Source organism: Bradyrhizobium sp., assembly GCF_027307225.1.
In the GTDB taxonomy this organism is placed as follows: Bacteria; Pseudomonadota; Alphaproteobacteria; order Rhizobiales; family Xanthobacteraceae; genus Bradyrhizobium.
Genome location: NZ_DAHUXJ010000147.1, coordinates 1 through 20,217, shown reverse-complemented (window position 1 = coordinate 20,217; position 20,217 = coordinate 1). Strand labels below are relative to the sequence as shown.

General features: G+C 60.8%; 17 protein-coding genes, 1 tRNA gene and 1 pseudogene. 3 read left to right on the top strand and 16 right to left on the bottom strand.

What is annotated here, in order from left to right; translation table 11 throughout:
• Positions 1-57 precede the first annotated feature (57 nt).
• From M6D32_RS24530 to M6D32_RS24490, 8 genes are all read right to left on the bottom strand, one after another.
• Complete coding sequence (locus M6D32_RS24530; RefSeq protein WP_298261184.1) at positions 58-540, bottom strand: hypothetical protein; 483 nt, start codon at positions 538-540, stop codon at positions 58-60.
• A complete protein-coding gene (locus M6D32_RS24525) occupies positions 537-1,394 on the bottom strand; it encodes an RNA-binding domain-containing protein (RefSeq protein ID WP_298261181.1) in 858 nt (285 codons plus the stop codon). Before M6D32_RS24525 ends, M6D32_RS24530 begins: the two co-directional genes overlap by 4 nt.
• Before the next feature lie 36 nt (positions 1,395-1,430).
• Positions 1,431-2,462 carry a hypothetical protein gene (locus tag M6D32_RS24520; RefSeq protein ID WP_298261179.1) on the bottom strand — a complete coding sequence of 344 codons (1,032 nt, stop codon included), beginning with the start codon at positions 2,460-2,462 and terminating at the stop codon, positions 1,431-1,433.
• Between the two features lie 223 nt (positions 2,463-2,685).
• Positions 2,686-2,775, bottom strand: a tRNA-Ser gene (locus M6D32_RS24515).
• 588 nt (positions 2,776-3,363) lie between these two features.
• The gene (locus tag M6D32_RS24505; RefSeq protein WP_298261177.1) at positions 3,364-4,809 is read right to left on the bottom strand and encodes a trehalose-6-phosphate synthase; all 1,446 of its coding nucleotides are present in this window, start codon (positions 4,807-4,809) and stop codon (positions 3,364-3,366) included.
• Positions 4,810-4,984: 175 nt separating this feature from the next.
• Entirely contained in the window at positions 4,985-5,818 is an 834-nt protein-coding gene (otsB, locus tag M6D32_RS24500) for a trehalose-phosphatase (RefSeq protein ID WP_298261175.1), read from the bottom strand.
• Positions 5,819-5,838: 20 nt separating this feature from the next.
• The gene (locus M6D32_RS24495) at positions 5,839-7,323 is read right to left on the bottom strand and encodes an MFS transporter (RefSeq protein WP_298261173.1); all 1,485 of its coding nucleotides are present in this window, start codon (positions 7,321-7,323) and stop codon (positions 5,839-5,841) included.
• Between the two features lie 274 nt (positions 7,324-7,597).
• Positions 7,598-9,646 carry a methyl-accepting chemotaxis protein gene (locus tag M6D32_RS24490; protein WP_298261171.1) on the bottom strand — a complete coding sequence of 683 codons (2,049 nt, stop codon included), beginning with the start codon at positions 9,644-9,646 and terminating at the stop codon, positions 7,598-7,600.
• A 293-nt stretch (positions 9,647-9,939) separates the two neighbouring features.
• Here M6D32_RS24490 and M6D32_RS24485 point away from each other — a divergent pair, with 293 nt between their 5' ends.
• Together M6D32_RS24485 and M6D32_RS24480 are read left to right on the top strand one after the other, a co-directional pair.
• The gene (locus tag M6D32_RS24485; RefSeq protein WP_298261230.1) at positions 9,940-11,025 is read left to right on the top strand and encodes a CaiB/BaiF CoA-transferase family protein; all 1,086 of its coding nucleotides are present in this window, start codon (positions 9,940-9,942) and stop codon (positions 11,023-11,025) included.
• Positions 11,026-11,131: 106 nt separating this feature from the next.
• On the top strand, positions 11,132-11,443 hold the full coding sequence (locus tag M6D32_RS24480) for a DUF1272 domain-containing protein (RefSeq protein WP_298261169.1): 312 nt from the start codon (positions 11,132-11,134) through the stop codon (positions 11,441-11,443).
• Between the two features lie 53 nt (positions 11,444-11,496).
• Here the strand turns inward: M6D32_RS24480 and fahA are convergent, their stop codons facing one another.
• The 5 genes from fahA to M6D32_RS24455 form a co-directional block, all read right to left on the bottom strand.
• Positions 11,497-12,768 (bottom strand): fumarylacetoacetase, encoded by a 1,272-nt coding sequence (gene fahA / locus M6D32_RS24475; RefSeq protein ID WP_298261167.1) that lies wholly within the window; start codon positions 12,766-12,768, stop codon positions 11,497-11,499.
• A gap of 139 nt (positions 12,769-12,907) precedes the next feature.
• Positions 12,908-14,254, bottom strand: coding sequence for a homogentisate 1,2-dioxygenase (hmgA, locus tag M6D32_RS24470; RefSeq protein WP_298261165.1), 1,347 nt, complete (start codon positions 14,252-14,254; stop codon positions 12,908-12,910).
• Between the two features lie 2 nt (positions 14,255-14,256).
• Entirely contained in the window at positions 14,257-15,210 is a 954-nt protein-coding gene (locus tag M6D32_RS24465) for an MBL fold metallo-hydrolase (RefSeq protein WP_298261228.1), read from the bottom strand.
• A 29-nt stretch (positions 15,211-15,239) separates the two neighbouring features.
• Positions 15,240-15,473, bottom strand: a complete 234-nt coding sequence (locus M6D32_RS24460; protein WP_298261163.1) for a DUF2783 domain-containing protein — start codon at positions 15,471-15,473, stop codon at positions 15,240-15,242.
• 7 nt (positions 15,474-15,480) lie between these two features.
• Positions 15,481-17,115 (bottom strand): FAD-dependent oxidoreductase, encoded by a 1,635-nt coding sequence (locus tag M6D32_RS24455; protein WP_298261161.1) that lies wholly within the window; start codon positions 17,113-17,115, stop codon positions 15,481-15,483.
• A gap of 269 nt (positions 17,116-17,384) precedes the next feature.
• Here M6D32_RS24455 and M6D32_RS24450 point away from each other — a divergent pair, with 269 nt between their 5' ends.
• Entirely contained in the window at positions 17,385-17,867 is a 483-nt protein-coding gene (locus tag M6D32_RS24450; RefSeq protein ID WP_298261159.1) for a MarR family transcriptional regulator, read from the top strand.
• Positions 17,868-17,992: 125 nt separating this feature from the next.
• Here M6D32_RS24450 and M6D32_RS24445 read toward each other — a convergent pair whose 3' ends face one another.
• The 3 genes and pseudogenes from M6D32_RS24445 to M6D32_RS24435 all read right to left on the bottom strand — a co-directional run bounded on the left by M6D32_RS24445 (position 17,993) and on the right by M6D32_RS24435 (position 20,040).
• Positions 17,993-18,232: a RidA family protein gene (locus tag M6D32_RS24445; RefSeq protein WP_298261226.1), complete on the bottom strand. Its 240-nt coding sequence runs from the start codon at positions 18,230-18,232 to the stop codon at positions 17,993-17,995.
• A 120-nt stretch (positions 18,233-18,352) separates the two neighbouring features.
• Positions 18,353-19,225 (bottom strand): annotated as a pseudogene (locus M6D32_RS24440) (NAD(P)-dependent oxidoreductase); the annotation flags it as partial.
• 8 nt (positions 19,226-19,233) lie between these two features.
• Complete coding sequence (locus M6D32_RS24435) at positions 19,234-20,040, bottom strand: N-acyl homoserine lactonase family protein (RefSeq protein WP_298261157.1); 807 nt, start codon at positions 20,038-20,040, stop codon at positions 19,234-19,236.
• Positions 20,041-20,217: the final 177 nt, after the last annotated feature.

Sequence of the window (20,217 nt, the reverse complement as noted above, 5' to 3'; positions counted from 1 at the left end):
CCGGCTACGTCAGTTCAGGGCACAAGCGGACGTCATGATTTATTCATGTTGGGTCAGCTACGCTCCGGATTTCGACACTTGATGCTGCATCCATTCCATGTCCAAAGCGCAGGCCTCGATGTTCGCCCTCAGTTCACATGCAAGGTCCGCTTTCCCCTCCAACACCGTTACCTGATCGGTCGATACCTTCTGCTTTAGATTGCTCGGCACGTGAAAGATTTTTCCGCCCTCTACAAACGGCACCCATAGCCCATGCGCGACCCGATTGCGGTCGTCGCCCAGGCCTTTCGCCCGCTTTAGCAGCGCCTCCATTCGCTTGAACCGTTCTTCGCTTGGTATTGATTCCCGAAACACGTCAATCGCGCCCGTGCATAGCCGTGCGAAGTCGTGCGTCATGATGGCATTGAAGAATTTTTCTTCGATACGCGCCTCTTCCGCGACGTAATGCCGGATCGCATATTCGAGTTGAGAGAACTCGAAGATGAACCGTCCAATGGCGCGGTAGGTTTGCTCGGCGGTTTGCCAAGGCGACGTGTTCATGGCTCTCTCTCAAGCACTTCTGTGAGGCCGTTGGCGACCGAACTGCACAGCCCTATCAAGTTGGTGATCTGCTCTCGGAGAGAGTCCGACATGCGGGCGTTTTCCAACTGCCCAGGATCGACCGTCTCGACGATGGCGTTGAACCGACCGACTATCTGAATGATTTGCGAGACTTGACCGCGAACGGGCTTCGCGAGCGATACTAGCGCGATCCCTGCCGACCTGAGGTCTTGCGAGACGCCGACCATCAGGCGCTCTCTCGGCACCCAGTTATTGCCGAGGCCCATCCGCTCGGTAGCCGCAGCGCTTATGCGGCGTATCTCGACCAGCAAATCCCATGCGGCGGCATACTTCTTCCCGAACTCAAGGCTGCGGCGCATGAGGTCGCGGACTTCGTAGTCCTCCATCGGAGTGGACTCGAAATTGAACCGCTTATAGTACCGGTGGTCGTACGCTTGGTGCGGAGCCCGAGACGTGGCCGCGGGCACTTCTACGACATACGCCACCTTATCGACGCCCTTGCTCGGCAGATCGATCTGCTTGATCGCCAAGTCGTCCACGACAGGCTGAATCCTGCTTTTTATAACGCTTTCGAGCCATTCTTTCGTGATCACGTTGCGATCAACGCCAGTGTCGATACCGATGGGGACGTGCTTGTCCTCCACGATCCCATAGACGAGAAGTCCGCCCGCCGAGTTAGCGAACGCCGAGACATCTTTGCTAAGATCGTTTTTCTCCTTATCGCCCTTAGCCAGTGCGGCAGACGCTTTATAGTCTAAGGTGAGGCTTTCCTGCTCGCCCACTTGAATAAGACTATTCAAGTAGGCCTCATCCCAGTCCGCTATCGGCTTCATGAAGACTCTCCCGTAGGCAATGCCGCAGCCAAGTCATTAGCTCGCCGAAAGGCTTGTGGTTCGTACAAACCACGGGAGCCGCAAATCATCGATGTTTGCTGCACCCTCTATATTGGCAACTCGGGTTGCAGTTAGCTCGCCGAAATACTTTTTGAATATCGCTTCCGCAAAGCCAAATGCGAACGTAGACACATCGTTGGCGATGGGCGCGATGTCACCCAAGAGCTTCTGGTGCGCCGTGTTGACGTCCACTTCGCCCATTGCGTTCGCCATCCCGTGGACAAGAACAAAATCAGATGCAAAGAAAAACGTGTTGAGTAGCGCATCGTTCAAGTACATGCACCAGTCTGTGTCATCGCCATCCGATTTGACGGCCAACTGAAAGGCAGCTTCCATGTCGTCAAGCGACGGATGATGAAACGCAAAATTGTCGCGGACAATTACAAATTTATCCGGTGCGCCAAACCGCTTCTTGAGCCGCGTTAGAGCTTCGGTGGTCGGGGCATTCAGAAGAGGCGTATATTCCCTTCCAATCGGGCTTCCCAGAAAACGCTTTTCGATGAGCTTTAGTGCCTCACGCATGATGCCAATGAGCAGCCGCACGTGGATTTGCGTCTGAGCCGCCGAGACCTTTTCCTCGACAGGGTTTATGCCATCCGTCGGGTTCGTAGCGACGATGACCAGTTTCCAGAGCGCATTGATCTGGTTCGAAGCATATCCCAAAAGCAAAAACAGACTTCGCTCGCCGGGAGTGAGCTCTTGCAGCTTTTCCTTCGGCAGCGCGATGTGCGTTATCCAGAGGCTCGCACTGTCAGTAGCCTGGGCAGGAGCCGACGCAAGGCCAGCGGTCTCCTTAACTTGGGCAGCAACAGCGGCAAGCCCTCTGCTGTAAACCTCAAAGCGAGAGCTCAAATCGCGCCAAACACCCTGTGGAATTTCTTCCGTACCGGCTGCCCAACGGCGCATTGTTCGCTCGTTCACAGCGAGATCACGCGCGAGAGGGGCCTGCCATTCCTCGCCGTAAAAGAAACCGCCGACTTGCTTAAGTAGAAGCTGATTGTTGCTCAAGAGGGCCTCCTGCCCAGTTTCTCGGCGGGGCCAAATCCCCTTCCGAAGCCAGGCTGAGGTAATGCCGCTTTCTGCGAACACAAGCTCCAGTGACACTCGTGTCCGCCCGCCGGAGCCCGCCTGCGACCGTTATCGCTCTCGCGTCCAAGCCGGGGGTAAACCCGGTTTTCAAAAGCAGAGAAATCTCAGAAAGCCCAATAAATATGGGTATTTCTTCATTTTCTGGCGGAGAGAGTGGGATTCGAACCCACGGTACGGTTTCCCGCACACACGCTTTCCAAGCGTGCGCCTTAAGCCACTCGGCCATCTCTCCGAAGAGGCCCTCTCTTGGAGGCGCGCGCGGATTTTTGCAAGTGCACCGCTGTGGTGGCTGACGTCATTTCCACAACATGTTGAAATTACTTGTAATTTTTACAAGAGCCAGTTCGGACGGAGATCCTGAACCGGGAAGCATCAAACTCCGACTTCTTTGATCGCGCGAGATGAAGTGACGGGCGAGGACGAGATGAAGATCCGTCAGGCGATGACATTTCTGGCCACTCTCGCTGCGGCCGGATATGCGGCATCCGTTCACGCAAAGAATTGTCACCGCGAAGGCGTTGACGTGAGCTGCGACGACGGACGTCGCGGCGTTTGGTCGGGAGATACGATCATCTGGCCTGGCAGTATGAGGTCGCGGCTCTCCGCTCGCCCCAGCGTCGCTATCGGCAACAAATCCTCGGTTACGGTCGGGCCCGGCGTGTTCGGCCGCCAGGGCAAAGGTATGGTCCCGCTCGCTGATCCCGGCAAGGCGCGGTGCGTCGCCCTCGACGATGTGGCTTATTGCAACTTACGGACTCTTGCCCCGGGGCCTGAAGGCCGGCCCTGGCCTTCGCTCTCACCTGTCAAATCCGTCGTGCGGTCAGGCGTTGACAGACCGTAGCGGCCATAAATTCGGCGGCCTCACGACAGGCTCTAGCGCTGCCTCGCGTTCGGTGCGCGCCCTTTCCAACGCCTCGACAAAGCTCTCGAACCATTGCTGGATGGAGCGGCGGCGAAGCTTCACCATCATCGCCTCCCAGCGCATCCGCCGCTCCAGCAGCGGCATCGATAGCGCGGTGGCGATTGTTCGCGCCATGCCGTCGATATCGTGAGGGTTGACCAGAAGCGCCGTGTCGAGTTCGTTGGCGGCGCCGGCAAACTTCGACAACACGAGCACGCCGGGATCGGCAGGGTTCTGCGCGGCGACATATTCCTTCGCCACCAGGTTCATGCCGTCGTGCAGCGGCGTCACCACGCCAACCTGCGCCGTGCGGTAAAGACCGGCCAATACGGTCTGGCTAAAACCCTTGTTGAGATAACGGATCGGCGTCCAGTCGACCTCGCCGTGAAGGCCGTTGACTTCGCTGACAAGTTTCGCGAGCTCGCTCTGCAGATGACCGTAGGCCTCGATGGCCCCGCGCGAGGGCGTTGCGATCTGAAGCAGCGACACCGTGCGCGCCAGCGACGGATGCAGCGCCCACATCTTGTCGAAGGCCTTGACGCGGTTGACGAGCCCCTTGGAATAATCGAGGCGGTCGACGCCGATGGCGAGCTTTTCACCATTCAGGCTGCGGCGCAGGCGCGACACATCGGGGTGCGAAATGGCCTTGGACGCCTGACGCGCGAATTTTTCGACATCGATGCCGATCGGAAACACCGCAAGGCGAGTCGTTCCGTGCCGGGTCACGACAGTTCCGTCCGCGACCACAAGGCCGAGCGTGGTCGAGAGATAGCTCGTAAAATTCTCGCAATCGCCCTCGGTCTGAAAGCCGATCAGGTCATAGGCCAGCATGGCTTCCACCAGTTCGCGGTGGTGCGGAACGCCTTCGATCACGTCGCGCGGAGCCCACGGCGTATGCAGGAAGAAGCCGATCGGTTGATAGACGCCGAGCTCGCGCAATTCGGCGCCCAGCGCGAGGAAATGATAGTCCTGGATCCAGAACGCCGTCTCCAGCTTGCGGAATCGCATGAGCGCCCGCGCCATGAAGGCGTTGACTTCGCGATAAGACAGATAGTCGCCCTGCGAGACGCGGATCAGGTCCGCGCGCGAATGCAGCGCCGGCCACAACGCCGAATTGGCGAAACCCTCGTAGTATCCCTCGTAATGCGCGGCCGGCAGGTCGAGCATCGCGAGCGCGCCGGCGCCAAGCGCCTCGATTTCGGCAAACGGCTCTTTCTGTACGCCGTCACGAACGCGGCCGCTGGAACCGACCCAGATCGCGCCCGATTTCTCTACAATTGGAAGTAACGCTGCGGCGAGGCCTCCCGTGATGGGTTCATTGGCATTGCCGCGCGTGATCCGATTTGAAACGACGACGAGGCTCACCGGTTCCCCTCCTGATGGTTCGCTCGCGTGTTAACAACCGTTCATCAATATGGTTCCTTTTCACTTTTCCAATGAATTGAAACCGAATTCAGGCAGTGCAACGTCGCAAATGCGCGCGTTCACGGCCAAATTCGTTCATGCATCCTTGAGCTGCGAGAACATTTAGCTCCGTCGATCATCGCACTGACAAAGCTTTGCCATCAATGAGGCGCTTCAGCCAGGCGCGAACGTCGGCCGGTTCGTCAAAATGACCAGCGACCCCGCTGGCATGACGGCCGACGGAAAAGGCGAGCCCGCCAAGTTCCGGCATGATTGCAAAGACCGATTCATCGGTTACGTCGTCACCGATAAAAATCGGGCGGCGGCCGCTGAACGGTTCGTGTTTCATCACTTCACGCACGCCGCTCGCCTTGTCGAAGCCCGATTGCTTGACCTCGCAGACGCATTTTCCAGGCAACACCTCGATCGGTGCATTCGGCAAATCGGCCCGGATCAGCGACACGGCCTCATAAATCGCCTTCTCGGCATGCGGTGCTAGGCGGTAGTGCAACGCGAGCGAGTACCCCTTGTCTTCCAGCAGAATGCCCGGACTGAGCCGCGCGATCGCGGCGAGACGGCGCTTCAGCTCCGGCTCCAGCGGCGGCGCGTGCGTGGCGACCGCTTCACTATCGGTCGAGAGCCGCATCTCCGCACCGTGACCGCCGACGCCGGGGAATCGATCCGGGGCAAAGAACAGGTCGATGTCGTTGAGGGACCTTCCGCTGACGAGGGCGAGCGCGCCCTTGGTCCGATCGTGCAGCGCATGCAGCGTAGCCGCAAGCCCAGGCGGCACCCACACCTCGCGCGGAGTGCGCGCAAGATCCAGAAGCGTGCCGTCAATATCGAGCAACATGGCGCAACGATCGAGGCACTTCGCGAGCTGCTCGGTGATCAGATCGAGCGAAGCGCCGTCAGCGGGCCAGGCGTCCTGATGCTCGGGTAATACGCGATCGGCTAGATGTTCATTCATGCGGGATCTTCATCGTCCTGTTACTCCACCGATGCCAGCGGCGGCGCTACCGCTTCAAGCGGGCGCCGCTCCGCCGCCACCGCGTAACGCCATCCGACTGCGGCGGCCACCATCATCAGGAGCGCGCCGAACAGATAACCCGTAAAGACGCTGCCGCGCGAACCGGTATCGATCAACGCCCCGAACAGGATAGGGCCCGCGAGGCCGCCAATTCCGGTACCGACAGCATAGAACACCGCGATCGCGAGCGCACGGATCTCCAGCGGAAAGTTCTCGCTCACCGTCAGATAGGCGGCGCTTGCTGCCGGAGAAGCGCAGAAGAAGATCACCATCCATGCAATTGTTTGCGTTGTCGCGTTCAATACGCCGATTTCAAACAAATAGCCCGAGAGCGCGAGCAGGATACCGGAAATGCCATAGGTGAACGCGATCATCGGACGGCGTCCCAGCGTATCGAACAGGCGCCCGAGCACCAGCGGCCCCATGAAATTTCCGGCTGCGAAAGGAAGGATGTACCAGCCGACCTGGCTCGCGGGTATTCCATAGAAGTCGGTCAGGACCAGCGCGAAAGTGAAGAAGATCGCGTTGTAGAAGAAGGCCTGGGCGATCATCAGCACCAGGCCGACCAGCGAGCGCTCGCGGTAGACTTTAAACAGCGTGTGCGCAACCTCCGACAGCGGCGTATGATCGCGCATCCGTATCCGAAGTTTCGGCCATGCGCGTTGCCGCGCCGCTTCTCCATCGACTGGCGATCGATCCGGCGCTTGCACCGCAACCGAACTCTCGATGCCGCGCATGATCGCATCGGCTTGATCGGGGTGGCCGTGAATGATCAGCCATCGCGGACTTTCGGGAATCCATATCCGCATCACAAACACGACAAGGCCGAGACAGGCCCCGGTGAGATAGGCGAGCCGCCAGCCGAGGTCGACGCCGATCCAGTTCGGATCGAGCAGCACGATGGCGCTGGCGGCACCGAGCGCTGCGCCGATCCAGAAGCTGCCGTTGATGACAAGGTCGGTCCATCCGCGATAGCGCGCCGGCACGAGTTCCTGAATGGTCGAATTGATCGCGGTGTACTCGCCGCCGATGCCCGCGCCCGTCAGAAAACGGAACAGCGCGTAGCTCGCCATACTCCATGACAACGCCGTCGCCGCGGTGGCGGCGAGATAAAGCGCGAGCGTGATGAAGAACAGCTTCTTGCGGCCGATGCGATCGGTCAGCCAGCCGAAGCCAAACGCGCCAAGCACCGCGCCGGCAAGATAACAACTGTTGGCGAAGCCCACCTCGAAATTCGAGAAATGCAGCACCGGACTTTGCTTGAGCGCCCCCGACAAGGCGCCCGCCAGCGTGACCTCCAGCCCGTCGAGCACCCAGGTAATCCCGAGCGCGAGCACGACGCGGGTATGGAAGCCGCTCCAGCGCAGCGCGTCGAGCCGGAAGGGGATGCTGGTTTCGACGACAGAGGGGTCGTCCGCTGGCGCAGGCTCGGCCGCAGCGTCCAAATCGCCCTGCCGTCGCCGCAAACCCATGGAGCCGAACCGATCAGGAATTGCCGGGAGAACAGAAGGCCTTTTCCGCACCAAGCGTGCAAGGCCATCAGCCAAGACCATTAACGTCCGTCCGGGCAATGGGGTTCCCCGCATGGGCAAGGAGGAACCGTATTGCCGGCCACGCTTGAACCGGGCGAAGGTCGAGCTGAAGCGTCAATTCGGCAGAGATTAGCTGCAGAAATTAGGTGAACGTTGGCGCCACACCCCCAGCGCTGTCAGGTTGAGATCAGGCGGCGCGAATATTGGCCATGAAGCGGTCGAGCTCTTCCCGCAGCCGCGTGCTTTCGGAAGACAGCGACTGCGCCGCTTCCAGAACGTTGGTTGAGGCAGAGCCGGTTTCCGCCGCGCCCCGGTTGACCTCCATGATATTCACGGCGGCCTGGCTGGTTCCTTCGGCTACATTTTGCACGCTGCGCGCAATTTCCTGCGTCGCCGAACTTTGCTCCTCGACGGCACTCGCAATTGCCGAGGCAATGTTCGAGATCTGCCCGATGGTCCCCCCGATTTCCTTGATCGCGGCGACCGATTCCTGCGTAGCGCCCTGCATGCCCGCGATGTGTGTCGAAATCTCGTCGGTCGCCTTGGCGGTCTGGCTCGCCAGCGACTTGACTTCGGAGGCGACGACGGCAAATCCCCGCCCGGCATCACCAGCACGGGCCGCTTCGATGGTCGCGTTGAGCGCCAGGAGATTGGTCTGCTCAGCAATGGCGGTGATCAGCTTGACGACATCGCCAATTTCCTGCGCGGCGCGCGAGAGCTTGCCGATGCGGCCGTCGGTCTGCCGGGCCTGGAGCACCGCCGCCTCGGCGATCCGGTTGGACTCCTGGGCCTGCCGTCCGATCTCGCCGACCGAAGACGAGAGCTCCTCGGTTGCCGCGGCGACCGATTGCATGTCGCTGGAAGCCTGCTCGGATGAGCCGGCCACCTGACCTGACAGATCCTGGGTAGTCTCCGCCGTGCGCGTCAGCGTGCCCGCGGACGCCTCGAGCTGCTCGGCCGAAGCCGAAACATTGGCGACGATGCTGCCTACGGCTGCCTCGAATTCATCGGCAAAGCGGATCAGTTCGGCGCGGCGTCCCGCAGCAGCGGCCCTGTTCTGTTCGTCGAGAGCGGCTGCGTCGCGTTCGGCCTTCGCGACTGCCTGTACTTTGAACTCCTCGACGGCGGAAGCCATCTCGCCGAGTTCGTCCTTGCGGCCGAGACCCGGCAGTACGACGTCGAAATTGCCGCCGGCAAGCTCGCGCATCGCCTTGCACATTGCAATCATCGGGCGCGACATTCCCGTTCCCAGGAACACCGCCAGCACCGCGCCCAGGAGGAAACCGCCGATCGCGAGCATAACGATGAGGCGTTGCGTCTGGCTGATGGTCGCAACCGATTCGGAATCCAGCCGCTGCTGGTCGGCGAGCAGATCGGCCTTCATCGCATTCGATGCCTTCATGATGGCAACGGTAGAGTCCGCCATCTCGATCGAGAGCTCGTCAAGTTCCTTGGCATTGTCGACCAGCTTGGTCACCGACTTGCGATAATCCTCGAGGTAACCGGAGGCGTCCTTCACTGCTTGTGCGACCTTCGGCTCATCGGCGGGAATGGCCTTCAGCGCAGCCTCGACGAACTTCAACCGGGCGAGAGCGCCGGTGGCGATCGACTGATCGGCATTGACCACGAAGGTCCCGACAAGCGCGGTCGCGGTCTGGAACAGCGCGGCCGCCTTCTTGCTGGCTATGGTGACGGCGGCCAGCGTTGAATCGTCTTCGACCCCGCTTGGCAGGTCATCGAGCTTGTAGCGCAGCTGGTTGCCGTTCCGCATCAGCTCGTTTTGGCTGATCAGCTCGCTTTCATTCTTGATCCTCACGACGTCGGCAAAGACCTTGGTGAAGGAGTGAAACTCCGAATGCAGGCGCGCGATCAGCTTGGTGCGCTCATTATTATTCATATCGACGCTCTTCATCGCCTGACCGATGGCGTTGCGCAACGCGCCTTCCGCCGTCAGGGCGGCCTTGGAGTCGTCCGCCTTGCCGGTCACCACATAATATTTGGCCAACGCCCGGTACGCGATCAGATCGCGATCGATGTTCTGGGCCTGATCGGATTGCGACACGCTCGCCCGATAGGCGGTGACGCCATTCGAAACGCGCTCGAAGCCAAGATAGGCGACACCCATGCTGGCGGCTGAAATCGCAAGTACAATGGCAAAGCCGAGGCTGATTTTACCGCGAAATCGCAAGGTGGGCAGCTTGAACGACGCCAGCTTGATACGTTGCAAAAATTTCACCGCCACCCCCTGCCACACCAAGATCCCGGCGGTCCGTCGAAACGTGAACCTCGGGTGCCGAGGAACCTAGAATAGAATGAATAAGAGCTCGTAAACCGGGGGAAGGCCGTCCGAGCGCCGTGATATCGGCATTTGGTAGCGGTCTCAGCCGAACCGACGGTGCCATCGTAGGCGAACCGGCTGATCTGCTCGGTTGACGGATATTGGGCGTTTGGCGGACACTCGCCAACCAACTCCACCCGGCCAGCAAGGAAAAACGAGTGCCCGACACGCCGGATTCCAAGACGCCGACCATGGGTCCATTGACCGGCTTCCGCATCGTCGAATTTGCCGGCATCGGACCAGGACCATTCGCCTGCATGATGCTGGCCGACATGGGGGCCGAGGTCGTCACGCTCGACCGCCCCGGCGTCACGAAAAACCAGAAATCGGCGGCGGCGCGTGGACGCAAGGTGGTCGAGATCGACCTCAAGAACGAGGCTACGACAGGCCAGGCGCTCGATCTGCTCGAACACGCAGATGCTCTGGTCGAAGGGTTTCGGCCCGGCGTGATGGAACGGCTTGGACTCGGCCCCGACGTGGTGCTCGCCAGAAACCCGCGGCTGGTTTACGGCCGCATGACCGGTTGGGGGCAGGATGGGCCATTGGCCCAGGCCGCCGGCCACGACATCAATTACATATCGGTGACCGGTGCACTGGCCGCGATCGGCACCACCGAGCGGCCGGTCCCGCCGCTCAACCTGGTCGGCGATTTCGGCGGCGGCGCACTCTATCTTGTCGTTGGCGTGCTCGCAGCGCTGCTGGAAGCGAAAAAATCCGGCAAGGGCCAGATCGTGGATGCCGCGATGTGCGATGGCGCAGCCTCGCTGATGTCGATGTTTTACGATTTCGCGGCGATCGGTCGCTGGACCGGCGAACGGGAAAGCAATTTTCTCGACGGCGGCGCCCATTTCTACGGCGTCTACCAATGTAGCTGCGGCCACTTCATCTCCATCGGCTCGATCGAGCCGCAGTTTTATGAATTGTTGCGCCGCCTCGCGGGGCTGTCGGAATCCGCCTTTGACGCCCAGATGGAACGCGAGGCCTGGCCCTCCCTCCGCCAAAAACTGGCTGACGTCTTCAGGACCAAGACCCGCGACGAATGGTGCCGGATCATGGAGGGCACCGACGTCTGCTTCGCACCGGTGCTGACGATCACTGAGGCGCCGGAGCATTCTCACATGAGGGCGCGGAAAACCTTCGTCAAACGCCACGGCGTCACGCAGCCGGCGCCGGCGCCGCGCTTCTCGCGCACCCCGTCGGCAATCCGCGAGCCGGCGCAGGCGGATATCGCCGATCTCGTCCGAGCGTGGCAAGGCAAGGATGCTTCCGCCCGATAGAATTGCCACAACCGGCCAAGGACGATTGTCTGGAATCGAGGGAAATCCGTCATCCGCAAAAGAGGCGCGGCTTGCGATGATCCCTCGCCTCTCACGGAGACAGGATATGGCGCTGCAACTTCGGCCGAACTGCGAATCTTGCGACATCGATCTGCCGCCGCATTCGACGGACGCACGCATTTGCAGCTATGAATGTACCTTCTGCGCGGACTGTGCGCAGAACAAGCTCGAAAACGTGTGCCCGAATTGCGGTGGCGGATTTGTCCCGCGGCCGATCCGCCCTGCCCGCGAATGGCGGCCGGGCGTCTCGGTCGCAAAACAACCGCCGTCCAACAAGCGCGTGCATCTCAAATATGAGCGCGAGGATATCGCCGCACACTCGCTGCGGATTCGCGATATCCCGCCGGAACAACGGTGAGCTGAGGTACGTCATTCCGGGATGGTCCGAAGGACCAGACCCGGAATGACGGCTCAAGCCGGCATGATCGTGCCTTCGACCTCGCCGAATCCGACGCGATAGCCTTCGCCCTCGCACCAGCCGCGCATGACCAGCGAATCCCCATCTTCGAGAAATGTCCGCGTGATGCCACTCGCAATCTCGGCCGGCTCGGTGCCGTTCCAGGAAATCTCGAGCAGGCTGCCGCGCTGACCTTTCTCGGGCCCCGAGATCGTACCGGAGCCCAAGAGATCGCCGATATTCATCGCGCAGCCGGACGAAGCGTGGTGCAGCAACTGCTGCACCGATGACCAGTACATGTACTTGAAATTGGTGCGGCTGATGCGCGCCGGCTTGTTCATCGATGCCGCGCGCAAGCCGACTTCAAGCTCGATGTCGTAATTGTTGGGCTCGATCTGCTGCAAATAGGACAGCGGCGCCGGATCCTGTTTCGGCCCGTGGCGGCGGAATGGCTCCAGCGCCGCCGACGTGACGACCCATGGACTGATCGAAGTCGCAAACGCCTTGCCCTGAAACGGCCCGAGCGGCACATATTCCCATTGCTGGATATCGCGCGCGCTCCAGTCGTTCAGCAGCACAAAGCCGAAGATCATCGCTTCGGCCTGCGCTTCCGTCAGAGTCTCGCCCATCGCTGACGCCTGTCCGACCACGGCGCCCATTTCGAGTTCGAAATCGAGCCGCCTGCAGGCCCCAAAGATGGGAAGGTCGGCGCCCGGCGGCTTCAATTGCCCGCGCGGCCGCCGCACCTTGGTGCCGGACACCACGACGGTCGAAGCGCGCCCGTTATATCCAATCGGCATATGCAGCCAGTTCGGCTGCAGCGCATTGTCCTTGCCGCGGAACATGATGCCGACATTGCTCGCATGTTCCTTCGATGCGTAAAAATCGGTGTAGCCGGAAACCATAATCGGCATGTGCAGTCTGGCTTCCTTCATCGGCACCAGCGCACGTTTACGCAACGCTTCATTGTCGCGCAGTTCGTCAGTGTCATGCCGCAGAAGCTCGCTGATCCGCGCGCGCGTAGCGGCCCACACCTTCGGCCCCAGCGACATGAAGTGATTAAGAAATCTGCCAGCAAAAACGCCCGGACCGACGCCGAAATTCAACCGGCCATCCTGTTCGAGCTCCCAGAGATCGAGAATATACTCGCCGATCGCAACGCCGACCCGCGGCGCAGCTAACGCCGCCGTCGAGAACACGCCGTAGGGCAGGTTCTGGATCGGGAAATCCGATTCCGGATCGACAGGAATGAAGGAACGAAGCGCGGGATCGTTGGGGTGGGACAAGTTAGCTCTCCAATCGGAAAAATCGTCATGCCAGGGCAAAAGCGCGAAGCGCGTCTTCGCGCTAGATGACTCGGGCATCCACCCTTCAAAAAGTGCGATGGATCGCCGGGTGAAGCCCGGCGATGACGAGCACTCAAAACTACGGCTTGGCTGGATCGAACCGCTTCTCGAGGCCTTTCCAGCAATCCGCGTAATCATGCTGCAACGTCGCCGATTTCGCCGCATGCGCGGTGACGCGCTGCGGAAACCGCGTCTCGAACATGAAGGCCATCGTGCCCGCCAGCTTGACCGGCTTCAATTCGCTATTGCTGGCGTGATCGAACGCCTCGCGGTCGGGACCGTGCGGCAACATCATGTTGTGCAGACTGATGCCGCCGGGCGTGAACCCCTGCGGCTTGGCGTCATAGACGCCATAGATCAGGCCCATGAACTCCGACATGATGTTCATGTGATACCAGGGCGGCCGGAAGGTGTTTTCGGCAACGGCCCATCGCTCGGGAAAGATCACGAGGTCGATATTGGCGGTACCGGCGGTTTCCGACGGTGAGGTCAACACGGTGAAAATCGACGGATCAGGATGGTCGAACCCGATCGCGCCGACCGGCGAAAAGCTTCGCAGATCGTATTTGTAAGGCGCGTAATTGCCGTGCCAGGCCACCACGTCGATGGGCGAATGCGGCAGCTTCGTCACATAGAGCGCGCCGCCCCATTTCACGAACAATTCGGTCGGCGTGTCCTTGTCCTCGTAGGCCGCAACAGGTGTGAGGAAATCGCGCGCATTGGCAAGGCAATTGGCGCCGATCGGCCCGCGCTCCGGCAGCGTGAAGGCGCCGCCGTAATTTTCGCAAGCATAACCACGCGCCGGGCCTGCGGTCAGTTCAACGCGGAATTTCACGCCGCGCGGAATGACGGCGATCTCGCCGGGCTCGACATCGATGCGCCCGAACTCGGTGATGAAGCGCAAGGCGCCCTGCTGTGTCACGAACAGCATTTCGCCATCGGCATTATAGAAATTCTGGTCGACCATAGATTTGGTGATCAGGAACACATGGGCCGCCATGCCTGCTTGCGTGCCGGCGTCGCCGGCGGTCGTCATCGTTTGCATGCCTTGCAGGAAGGTCACCTCGGCTTTCGGAATCGGCGCGGGATCCCAGCGCAATTGTCCGATCGCCATCTCATGCTCTAGGCACGGCGCGGTCCGCCACAGCCCGATATCGGCCTTTTCAAAGCGGCCGGAATGCCGAACGGAGGGACGAATGCGATAGAGCCAGGAGCGCTCGTTGCTGCCGCGCGGCGCAGTAAAGGGCGAACCGGAGAGCTGCTCGGCATAAAGCCCGTAGGCGCAACGCTGCGGCGAGTTGCGTCCGATCGGCAAAGCACCGGGGAGCGCCTCGGTCTCAAAGCTGTTGCCGAAGCCGGACATGTAGCCCGGCGTGATGTTGGCTGAGCTACGGCTGACCGCACCGGGTGAGGTATTGATATTCATCATCATCCTCCTTGTAAGGAAGCCCACATTTCCCGGTCGCGCTTGTCGGTCCAGATCACGGGGTCATCGATCCCCGACGCTTCGTCGAACGCGCGCGAGACGTTGAACGGCAGGCAGTGCTCGTAAATGGCAAAGCTCGAAAACTTCGGATCCATCACTTCGCGCGCAACGGCCATGGTATCCTTCAGGCTGCGTTCCTTGGCGACCGCAGATTCCGCGGCGCCATAAAGCGTCGTGACGAAGTCGCGCGTCATCGCGATGGCATCTCGCCCGGTTGCCAGTCCTTTCAGCGCATCGCCGCGTCCCGGCGCGATTGCCTTGGGATTGAAGGCGCGGATTTCGTTCAGCGTCGCTGGCCACTCCCGCAAATGCGCATCGCCGCAATAGCAGGCCGAGTGGTATTCGATCAGGTCGCCGGAGAACATCACTTCCGCATCCGGCACCCAGGCGACGATATCACCCGAGGTATGGCCTGCGCCGAGCTGCATCAGGCGCACCTCGCGCTTGCCGAGATAGATCGACATCTCGCCTTCGAAAGTGAGCGTCGGCCAGGTCAGCCCGGGAATGCTCTCTGCATCCTGAAACAAGCGCGGGAAACGGCCATATTCGGAATCCCAGTCCTGCTGGCCGCGCTCGGCAACCAACCGATAGGTTTCCTGCGAGGCGATCACGGCTTGCGCCTTGTAGGCCGACCCGCCCAACACCCGCACCGCGTGGTAATGCGACAGCACGACATATTTGATCGGCTTGTCGGTGACCTTGCGCACACGCTCGATCACCTTGTTGGCCATCGCGGGCGTCGCCTGCGCATCGAACACCAGGCAGCCGTCTTCGCCGACAATGACCGCTGTGTTGGGGTCACCTTCCGCGGTGAAGGCATAAAGGTCAGTGCCGATCTCGGAGAAGGTGACCTTCTTCTCGGCCATGTCGGTGGTGGACGCAAATCCCTTTGCAATTCCTTCGGCCATCGCTTCAATCCTGTTGGTTATTGCTGCTGTTGTTGTTGCTGCTGCTGCTGGCTCGCTTCCAGCATTCGCCGCTTGGCGAGATCGATCGCCTCACGCAGGACGTCGAGATCGCCGATATGGTTGGCGAGAATGAGAACCAGCGCCGCGTCAAGATCGGCGCTCGCCTCGTCGCCTAGCCCGCGATGCGCCTCGATGACGGCGCGAAACGCATCGTCCGGCTTTTCGAAGTTCGATCGGGTCACCAACGCCATAGCCACCTCAGATGTTGCCGGCTGCGCGCAAAAGTGCGGCCTCGATGGCGCCTCGCGTCGGATGACGGAAACGCGCGGCGACGTAGCCGTCCGGCCGGACCAGATAAGCGGTTTCAGCCCTCGCATCGTAGCGTGAGGCCAGATGGCCGGCAGCGTCGGAAAATTCCGCGCCTCCGACCGGGATCAGCGCGACATCGTCGGGAAGGTCCATGGCCCCACCATTTACGAAGACGAGCAGAGCGAAGCGCCGGCCTGCTTTCGCGAACGCATCGGTGAGATAGACGGTCTCGCCGATAGATCCCGTGATGGGCGCATCGACCATCGAGGCGCCGGGACGCGGGCCACCGCGCCAGTCCTCGTTATCCACGGTCGACAGCGAGGTTTGATAAATCGAAGGAACCGACAACCGGCCGCCATTGACCATTCGCTTGCCGAATTCCGTTTCCTTGGCGAGCGACAATACCGTCTTGCGCAGCCGCGCCTCGTAAGACGAATTTGGCGCCATGAAATCGGTAGAACGGGTCGACTCGCGGATATTCTCGTCAGCTGCCTGGCTGCGCTCGATGTGATAACTCTCCAGCAAGGTTTCCGGCGAGGTCTTGCGCAGAACGCGGTCGAGCTTCCAGCCGAGGTTTTCGGCGTCCTCCAGGCCCGAATTGGCACCGCGCGCGCCGAATGGCGAAACCTGATGTGCCGCATCGCCTGCAAAGACCACGCGGCCGTGGAGGAAGCGCGCCATGCGCCGGCACTGGAACTTGTAAAGCGAAATCCACTCGAAATCGAAATGGTCGTGGCCTAGCATGCGCGCGATCCGCGGCCGCACATTTTCCGGCTGCTTCTCGGCGACGGGGTCGGCGTTCCGGTCAAGCTGCAGGTCGATGCGCCAGACATCGTCCGGCTGCTTGTGTAGCAAGGCCGACCTGCCGGCATGAAACGGCGGATCGAACCAGAACCAGCGCTCGGTCGGAAATTCCGCTGTCATCTTGACGTCGGCGATCAGAAACTGATCCTCGAACACCTGGCCGGCAAACTCGGCGCCCACCATTTGCCGCAGCGTCGAACGCGCACCGTCGCAGGCAACGACGTAGCTCGCAGCGATCCGATACGGCCCGTCCGGCGTCTCGACGGAGAGAACGACGTGGTCGTTGCGCTGCTCCAATCCCGTGACCTTGTTGCACCACCGCAAGGAAATGGCGGGCAATTCACTGACGCGATCGACCAGATAGGCCTCTGCATAGAACTGCTGAAGATTGATGAAAGCGGGCCGCTTGTGTCCCTGCTCCGGCAACAGGTCGAACTGATAGAGCAGCGAAGCGCCGTGGAAGATTTTCCCGACCTGCCAGACCACGCCCTTGTCGACCATGCGCTGACCGACGCCGAGCCGGTCCCAGAATTCGAGCGAGCGCTTCGAGAAGCAGATAGCGCGTGAGCCTTCGCCGATGCGGTCCGCATCGTCCAGCAGCACGACCGCCTGGCCGCGCTGCGCCAGATCGATCGCAAGCGACAGCCCCACCGGCCCCGCGCCAACCACGACCACGGGATGGGTAGCGATGCCACTGCCGGCGCGATCCTGGTCGGCATGGCGATGATAGCCGAACCGGGTCCGGCCCCGGGTGTCGGTCTGGCTATTGCCCTGCGACATCTAGTGCTCCGATTCTAGCATTCGCATCCCTTCGCGGCGGCTACTTTTGCGAATGTTAGAATCATAGGATCACTGGCAAATATTAGATGCTAGTGAAGTTTAGGATTTGACATTCGCATTGCGAGCCCGCGGCCAGATGAGAGCGAATGTCAAATCCACTTCACTAGCGCTTAGGCTCTGGCCAGAACGATCCGGCCCTGTTAAATTAGTTTCACTTGCAACTATCTTAAACCCGCCGCGCCGCGAGCGCAACCCGCATTGGAGCCATTTTGGCAAGGACACAGCTCGATTTGTTCCGCTTCGTGCCGTTCCGCCTCAACCGCCTGGCGGCGGAGGTGAGCGCGGCCTTATCGGTCGAATATCGCGAGCGTTATGGCCTGGACATTCCGGAATGGAGGGTGCTGGCAACGCTGGGCTTCCGCGAGCGCGCCTGCACCGCTCAATATATTTCTCATTGCACCCGCACCCATAAATCGACGATCAGCCGTGCCGTCACGGCGCTGATGCAGCGCAAGATCATCGAGCGGGTCGCCAACGAAGACGACCGCCGCGAATTTGCGCTCCAGCTCACGCCGAAAGGCCGCCAGCTCTACGAAGAATTGATCCCGCGGCTGCTCCGCAAGGAACAGGAAATTCTCTCGTGCCTGTCGGCGGGAGAGCGCAAGGAACTCGCAGCCGCGCTGGGCAAGATCGAGCAGAGCCTTGGGCTCGCCCAGACGATCGGGGAGGCCGCAAAAGCCGGCGGCTACTAAAGGCCTATCTGGTTTTGATTGAATCAAAACCAGGCTCTAGATTCTAGTGATGCGTTTTCTTCACGCGAACCGGTTCCCACTTCGCTCGAAAACGCTCTAAAGCGCGTCAAACGCCGCCGCGCACTTTATTTCGCCGCGGTTACGACGATCTCGACGATGTGCGGCGGTTCCAGCTCGACCCCGATGCAGGCCCGCATAGGCGGATTGGCCTTATCGACCCATTCGTCCCAGGCGCGATTCATCTCGCCCTTCAGTGCCATGCCGTTGATGTAGACGATGGCCGACAGTATCTTGGCTTTGTCGGTCCCGCATAGCGCGAGGCTTTCGTCTATCCGCGCCAGCGCCTTTCTGGTTTGCTCGTACATCGATGGCGTCACGGGATCGGGGGCGACCGCGACGGTGAGTACCAGGCCGTCGTGAACCACCGCACGACTGCGCGTCGGCGTAAGACCAGCGAAGCGATCAATCATGGCGCGCTTGTCTCCATCGAGATGTTTGGCGATGACTGGAAAGTAAGCGCCGCCCGAACCCGCATCGACCGCTTCCTGCAGGATTTTGCCGGTTAGCTCCGCACCGCGGATCCTCAAACCCGCATCCGACGCGAGCTCAAGCGCGTAGGACAAATCCTTCAGCGCGTATTCGGTCGAGAAAGCGCGCTCCGGGAAATTGCCGGGCACAATCGCCTTCATGCCGTGATTGCGGAGCGCGAAGCTGTCCGCCGAGCCTTTCGAGAGCGTGTCGAGCAGCAATGCCGGATCGACATCGTTGCGTTTGGCGAGTGCAACCGCTTCGGACAGCGCATTAACCGTCTGAAACAACACCATGTTGTTGAGAATTTTCGTCACCTGCCCGGCCCCGGTGCCGCCGCAAAGCGTGACATCGGTGGCGAAGCACCCGATCAACGGCTTGAGCGCCGCAAACAGCTCCGCCGTCGCGCCGACCATGACGCTCAACGTGCCGTCCTGCGCGGCCTGACGGGTTCGCGCGATCGGCGCATCGACCCAGACCGCGCCCTTTGTCTTCACGCGGCTGGCGAAATCGCGCGTCTGGCTCACGGACGAGGTGCCGAGATCGACGACGACCTGGCCTTTGCCAATGTTCTTCAGAATGCCATCGCCTTCGAACACGTCACGCACATGCTTTGCGCTGGGCAGGCAAATGAAGAGAACCTCACATTGGCCGATCACTTCAGCCACGGAAGCAGCAATGGCGGCGCCATCCGCCTTCAGCCGCGCCAGCGGCTCCGGCGCAAGATCGAACACCGTCACACGCGCGCCGCTCTTTCGAACGAGATTGCGGCAGATCGGCTCGCCCATCACGCCGAGGCCAACGAAGCCGAGATTGCTATAGGCAGCCATCGCGCGAATTACTTTGCAAAAGAACGCGACGGCGCCCGGTGCAGCGCGAAGGCATCGACCTTGTCGCTGGCGCGCGGATAAAGCTCGGCGACCAGCGGATCGTGACCGGGGATGACGCGGTCGGGATGGCCGGCCAGCCGTTCAACGGTCTCCCACCCCGCGCACATGTCGCCGATATTGTAGACGATCGGAAACGGGTTGCGGCGATGCAGGTTGCCGTAGAAATGCGCCGCATCGGACGCCAGAACGACCGGGCCGCGCGCGGTCGCGACGCGAACGACCTGTAATCCGTCGGAATGACCGCCGACATGATGCACCGTGACGCCGGGCGCAACCTCGCCGTCGCCCGCATGGAAGGTGACGCGCTCGCCGTAGACATGTTTCACCATCAGCGTCACATGCTCGATCGAAAACGGATGGCGCAGATGGCCGAAGCACATGCACCGCCCGGTGGCATAGCTCATCTCGCGATCTTGCAGATGAAAACGCGCCTTCGGAAACAGGTCGAGATTGCCGGCATGGTCATAATGCAGGTGGGTGACGATCACGTCATCGATCGTTTCCGGGCGGACCCCGAAGCGGGTCAGCGCCTCTGCCGGGTTGAGCGTGAGCCTGCGGCTTCGCACCGCTGCTTCTTCCGCATTGAATCCGGTATCGACGAGGATGTTGCGGCCGGCCCGCTGGACCAGCCAGACGAAATAGTCGAGATCAGACGCCGCGGTCTCGTGCGGGTCCGGTGTGATGTAGTTCATGTGAGGCGTGCGCGGCGACATCGTCGCATAGCGGAGTGCGTGGATTTCGTAGGTCGTTTCCATCGTCAAGCTTCTTTTTGGTTGGCCCACCTTCAGCAAGCCACCGCCAAGTCAAAAGGTCAAACCCCTAGTGCCCACTTTCCGAAGTTCGTGTTACAGCAGCTCAGCCCGCACCTTTCACGAACTTCGGAAAGTTATGGGCACTAGCAAACCTTAATGATTCTAGTGCCGCTTCTCTAT